The following is a 5,427-nucleotide window of genomic DNA, read 5'->3' as shown; positions in this document are numbered from 1 at the left end:
GTGCCGGGCAGGGCGGCGGCCAGCCGCGGATCGATCTCGACCGCGACCACCCGCGCCGCGGCGGGCAGCAACGCCAACGTCAGCGAGCCCAGGCCGGGCCCGACCTCGAGCACGACGTCCTCGGCGCCCACCTCGGCGACGCGCACGATCCGCCGCACCGTGTTCGGGTCGATGACGAAGTTCTGCCCGAGGGCCTTCGTCGGAGTGACGCCGTGCTCGGCGGCGAGCGCGCGGATCTGGGCGGGGCCCAACAAGCCCTGGGGCAGCCCGTCGCTCACGTGTTCCGCCCGTCTTCTACGTTTGGCCGCATGCCGGCCGATGCTCCGACCATTCTCGCGACCAGCGGAGGCATCCGCCTCGGCCGCCGCACCCGCTTCGAGTTCAACAAGCTCACCGACTATGCCGTCGAGCTCGCCGGCGTGACCGGTCGGGCGCCGCGGATCTGCCTGTTGGCCACCGCCGGCGGCGACGACAAGGCGACTCTCTACCACCTCTACGAGGCCGCCCAGGTGGCCGGACTTCAGCCCTCGCACCTCGCGCTGTTCCCGATGCCGAACGTCGCCGACATCACCGCGCATCTCCTCGAGGCGGATGTGGTCTGGGTCGGCGGCGGCAGCGTGGCCGGACTGCTCGCGATGTGGCGCCTGCACGGCGTCGACGCCGCGATGCGGACGGCCTGGGAAGCCGGCGTCGTCCTCACCGGCGTCTCGGCCGGATCGATCTGCTGGCACGTCGGCGGGACGACCGACTCCTTCGGGCCCGACCTGCGGCCGATCACCGACGGACTCGCGCTGCTGCCCTACGCCAACGGCGTGCACTACGACTCCGAGGAGCAACGGCGCCCGTTGTTCCAGCAGTTGATCGCCGACGGCACGCTGCCGACCGGGTACGCGACCGACGACGGCGCCGGCGTGCTCTACCGCGGCACCGAAGCCACCGAGGCGGTGGCCGAACGCGAGGGCGCGGCCGCCTACTCCGTCATTGCGGAGGGCGGCCGCGCCGTGGAAACGCGACTGGAGACCAGAGCGCTCTAGGTGAAGAGGCGTCGACCGCAGACAGGCCACGGACTGGCGCCGCGGTCCTTGTAGAGCAACTGGGCGCGGTAGGTCTGCTCGCGAGCCGGTGCCTCGTGAGGCATGCCCGAGCCGCCGACCGAGCGCCACGTCGGCACGTTGAACTGGTAGAGCCCGTAGTAGCCGTTCGGGTTCACCGCGCGCGGGTTGCCACCGGACTCACACTCGGCGAGCGCCGCCCAGTTCAGGCTCTCGGCACCGGTGCGGGCGTACTGCGAGGCCTTGGTACCGACCCGCACGACCTGCGTGACCGGCTCCTTGAGCACCTTGCTGGCGACGGTCTCGCGCTTGGCGACCTTGCCGTCCTTGCTGACCAGGTCGAGCGTCGTCTCCTTGACGCCCTTGACGCCGGCCTTCACGATCTTGCGCTCGCCGAAGTACAGCGTGCGGTCCTTGATCTCGCGGACCTCGAAGGGGATCTCGACCTTCACCGTGATCCGACGGGCGTCGACGCGCACGACGCGGATTTTCGCGCCGTCCTGGGGTGCGGCCTCCAGCTTGGGCCCGACCTCGTCGAGTGAGCCGAGAGAGATGCCCGCCTCGAGCAGCACCTGGCGGACGCTGGTCGCGACCGTCGACAGCTCGCGGGTCTTGCCGTCGGCGACGACGGTGACATCGCGCGGGGTGAGCACCCGCAGCTGCAGTCCCTCGCGTCCGATCGCGGAGGACCGGGACGCGGAGACGTACATGTTGTCGTCGCGCAGACCGAGTTCGCCGAGCGCGTCGTTGACGCTGGTCGCGGTCACCCACACCCGGCGGGAACTGCCGTCGACGTCGAGGTCGATGGGCCGGCCGAAGCGGATCGCGATGCGTTGACCCTCTGCGACCGTGCGGTCGAGCGGGGGGACCACCGAGTCGTGCTCGGTGACGTTGATGCCCTCACGGGCGAGAACCCCGGCAACGGTCCCGGCGAAGGTGTGCACCTTCTGCGTCTTGCCGTCGACGGTCAGTTCGATGGTCTTGTCGAAGCTGACGAAAGCCGTCACGCCCACAACCATCGCGGCCACGATCGCCGCGTGGATCGCCCATTGCTTGCGCCGCCGCACCCGGGTGGGTGGGGTCGACGGAGTCTGCGGGTGGGCAGACGTCGATTCAGCAGTACGCACGGTGCTCCAGACCTTGAGCTACCCGAGCACGGTGACCCCGGGTGCACTCGGCCCCTCCGGTTGCCGGCGTGGTTGCGCCGTTCCCGAGGTGGGCGGGCCTGTGCGGTCCCGGGCCAGATTTCCGATCCCGGCCATTCAGGGCGGGACGATATGCACCAATCACCACACCTGACAAACCGCTGTGAGGGCGCTCACGGCGGTTCGGCGCGGCGAAACCGCGCTGATCGGGAGTGGCCATGGGGACGACGTTACGAGTTGACCTCGCCCCGAGCCGACCCTGACTGAACACAATTCCCCAGGACTTTGCCGCTACTTGCCCCGCGAGGAGGCCCTAATCCGAAGCCGATTCGCACCGTTTCGAATGCATTCCACCTGGGGAAATGCCTGCGAGATACATCACGCGAACACCGGACCCCGACACGCCCGGGGCGGGGCCTCCGAGAGGGTCTCAGAAGGGGCCGAACATCCGCTCCGTCGTGGCCGCCAGGGCGGCACCCAGCGCGTTCGGATCCTCGCCGCGGACGTCGGCCATCGCGCGAACGGTGAGCGGGATCAAATAGGGAGCATTCGGACGGCCCCGGAACGGCAGCGGAGTGAGGAACGGGGCGTCGGTCTCGACCATCAACAGCTCGCGCGGCGCAATCGCGAGCGCATCGCGCAGGTGCTGATTCGCCTTGTACGTGACATTGCCCGCGAACGACATCACGTACCCGTGCTCCGCGCAGATCCGCGCCATCTCTTCGTCGCCGGAATAGCAGTGGAAGACGACGCGCTCGGGTGGCCCTTCGGATTCGAGAACTGAAAGCACGTCAGCATGCGCGTCACGGTCGTGGATGACCAACGTCTTGCCGTGCCGCTTCGCGATGTCGATGTGCCGGCGGAAGGACTCCTCCTGCCGGGCCCAGGCGTCCGGACCCTCGGTGCGGAAGTGGTCCAGGCCGGTCTCGCCGATGCCGCGCACCTCGGGCCGGGCGGCCAGGGCGTCGATCTCGGCGAGCGCCTTTTCCAGGTCGTCGATCCGCGGCGCTTCGTTGGGGTGCAGCGCCACCGTGGCCCAGATGGCCTGGTGCGCGGCTGCGGTATCGGCGGCCCACGCCGAGGAGGGGACGTCGATGCCGATCTGGATCAGCGTCGGAACCCCGACCGCGGTCGCTTCCTTGATGGCGTCCGCGACCTCGGAGTCCTGCAGGTCCAGGTGGGTGTGCGAGTCCGGGACCGCGACCTCGAGCGGCTCCGGGGCCGGGGGCGCTGCGTGCTTGTCGTCCTTCTTGTCCGACTTCTTGTCCGACCCAGCCCCGTCCCGGCGCTCCCGCACCGCCATCAGGCCTCCGACTCCAGGCCCGCGAGCTCCTCTTCGACGATGTCACTGCGGTCGAGCTTGGTGCTCGTCATGGGGACTCCAAGCGCGCCAATTCTTCCTCCACGATGGAGGGGTCGAGCTTGGTGAAGATCGGCGTCGGGGTGGCGAGCTTGGTGGCGGCCGCGATCGGACGCGACGCCCACACCGCGGCGGTCTTGTAGTCCCCCTGCAGCACCGAGTAGTCGTCGTTGCCGTCCTCGGAGACCTGATCGATGCGGGGCCCGCCCGACCATTCGCCGACGTTGCCGAGCAGCTCGTGCACCGTCTGCGAGGAGTGCGGCAGGAACGGGGTGAGCAGCGCCTTGCAGTCATCGACCAGCTGCAGCGCGGTGTGCAGGATCGTCGCCTGGCGCGCCCGGTCGTCCTCGCCCTTGAGCTTCCACGGCGCCGTGTCGGACAGGTACTTGTTCGCCGCCGCGACCACCGTCATCGCCTCGGTGATGGCCGCCTTCTGCTTGGCCCGGTTCAGCAGCTCACCGACCGGCGCGAACGCGGCCTTGGACGCGGCCAGCACCTCGCGGTCGACGTCGAGCAGCTCACCCTGCGCCGGGATCTCGCCGAAGTTCTTCGCCGCCATCGAGACGGAGCGGTTGACCAGGTTGCCCCAGCCGGCGACCAGCTCGTCGTTGTTGCGGCGGAGGAACTCGTCCCAGGTGAAGTTCGTGTCCGAGGTCTCCGGGCCGGCTGTCGCCAGGTAATAACGCAACGCGTCCGCGTCGTAGCGGGCCAGGAAGTCCTTGACGAAGATGACGACCGAGCGCGAGGAGGAGAACTTCTTGCCCTCCATCGTCAGGTACTCGCTCGAGACGACCTCGCTCGGAAGGTTCAGCTCGCCGAGCTCGCCCGGCGCCCCACCCCGGTTGCCCTTGCCGCCGTAGCCGAGCAGCAGCGCCGGCCAGATGACGGAGTGGAAGACGACGTTGTCCTTGCCCATGAAGTAGTAGGACTCGGCGTCGGGGTTGTGCCACCAGGCCTTCCACGCGTCCGGGTCGCCGGAGCGCCGGGCCCACTCCACCGAGGCCGACAGGTAGCCGATGACCGCGTCGAACCAAACGTAGAGGCGCTTGTCGTTGCGGTCGCGCCAACCCTCCAGCGGGACCGGCACGCCCCAGTCGATGTCGCGGGTGATCGCGCGCGGGCGCAGGTCGTCGACCAGGTTCAGGGAGAACTTGAGGACGTTGGGCCGCCAGTCGCCGCCCTTGGACTGCAGCCAGCTCCCGAGCGCCTCACTGAACGCAGGCAGGTCGAGGAAGTAGTGCTCCTCCTCGACGAAGCGCGGTGTCTCGCCGTTGATCTTGCTGACCGGGTTGATCAGGTCGGAGGGGTCGAGCTGGTTACCGCAGTTGTCGCACTGGTCGCCGCGCGCGCCGTCGTAGTTGCAGATCGGGCAGGTGCCCTCGATGTAGCGGTCGGGCAGCGTCCGGCCGGTGGACGGCGAGACCGCGCCCATCATCGTCTTGGGCACCACGTACCCGTTGCGGTGCAGCCCGAGGAAGATCTCCTGCGCGATCGAGTAGTGGTTGCGCGTCGAGGTCCGGGTGAACAGGTCGTAGGTGAGCCCGAGTCCGCGCAGGTCCTCGGTGATGACCTTGTTGTAGCGGTCGGCCAGGCCCTTGGGGGTCAGGCCCTCCTTGTCCGCCGCGACCAGGATCGGCGTCCCGTGCTCGTCGGTCCCGCTCACCATCAGGACGTTGTTGCCGGCCATCCGCTGGTAGCGGCTGAAGACGTCCGAGGGGACGCCGAACCCGGCGACGTGTCCGATGTGGCGCGGACCGCTGGCGTAAGGCCACGCGACCGCGGTGAGGATGTGACGGGGGGAAGCCATATGGCGATTCTATTTGCGCGCGCCAACTGCAATTTCCCGCGGGATGGCCGCGAAGTGTCAGCC

General features: G+C 69.0%; 5 protein-coding genes. 1 reads left to right on the top strand and 4 read right to left on the bottom strand.

Features of this window, described 5'->3' with window-relative positions:
- Positions 1 to 278, bottom strand: a 278-nt coding sequence (locus H0X00_RS21140) for an rRNA adenine N-6-methyltransferase family protein (RefSeq protein WP_293774556.1), incomplete at its 3' end; no start/stop codon positions are given.
- Positions 279 to 308: 30 nt separating this feature from the next.
- On the opposite strand from H0X00_RS21140, the gene H0X00_RS21135 reads away from it, so the two are divergent.
- Positions 309 to 1,034, top strand: a complete 726-nt coding sequence (locus H0X00_RS21135) for a peptidase E (RefSeq protein WP_293774554.1) — start codon at positions 309 to 311, stop codon at positions 1,032 to 1,034.
- Here the strand turns inward: H0X00_RS21135 and H0X00_RS21130 are convergent.
- The 3 genes from H0X00_RS21130 to metG all read right to left on the bottom strand — a co-directional run bounded on the left by H0X00_RS21130 (position 1,031) and on the right by metG (position 5,364).
- Positions 1,031 to 2,179 (bottom strand): resuscitation-promoting factor, encoded by a 1,149-nt coding sequence (locus H0X00_RS21130; protein ID WP_293774553.1) that lies wholly within the window; start codon positions 2,177 to 2,179, stop codon positions 1,031 to 1,033. The two genes, H0X00_RS21135 and H0X00_RS21130, sit on opposite strands and share 4 nt — an antisense overlap.
- 448 nt (positions 2,180 to 2,627) lie before the next feature.
- Positions 2,628 to 3,500 (bottom strand): TatD family hydrolase, encoded by an 873-nt coding sequence (locus H0X00_RS21125; protein WP_293774551.1) that lies wholly within the window; start codon positions 3,498 to 3,500, stop codon positions 2,628 to 2,630.
- A 67-nt stretch (positions 3,501 to 3,567) separates the two neighbouring features.
- Positions 3,568 to 5,364, bottom strand: coding sequence for a methionine--tRNA ligase (gene metG, locus H0X00_RS21120; protein WP_293774550.1), 1,797 nt, complete (start codon positions 5,362 to 5,364; stop codon positions 3,568 to 3,570).
- Positions 5,365 to 5,427 lie beyond the last annotated feature (63 nt).

The organism is Sporichthya sp., assembly GCF_013815995.1.
GTDB lineage: Bacteria > Actinomycetota > Actinomycetes > Sporichthyales > Sporichthyaceae > Sporichthya.
The sequence above is the reverse complement of the archived record's forward strand: the minus strand, read 5'-3'. Positions and strand labels throughout refer to the sequence as shown.

What these genes read in the sequence shown, in the direction of transcription:
- H0X00_RS21135 (WP_293774554.1), top strand. Translation starts at nt 309, where the DNA reads ATGCCGGCCGATGCTCCGACCATTCTCGCGACCAGCGGAGGCATCCGC.
- metG (WP_293774550.1), bottom strand. Translation starts at nt 5,364, where the DNA reads ATGGCTTCCCCCCGTCACATCCTCACCGCGGTCGCGTGGCCTTACGCC.
- H0X00_RS21125 (WP_293774551.1), bottom strand. Translation starts at nt 3,500, where the DNA reads ATGGCGGTGCGGGAGCGCCGGGACGGGGCTGGGTCGGACAAGAAGTCG.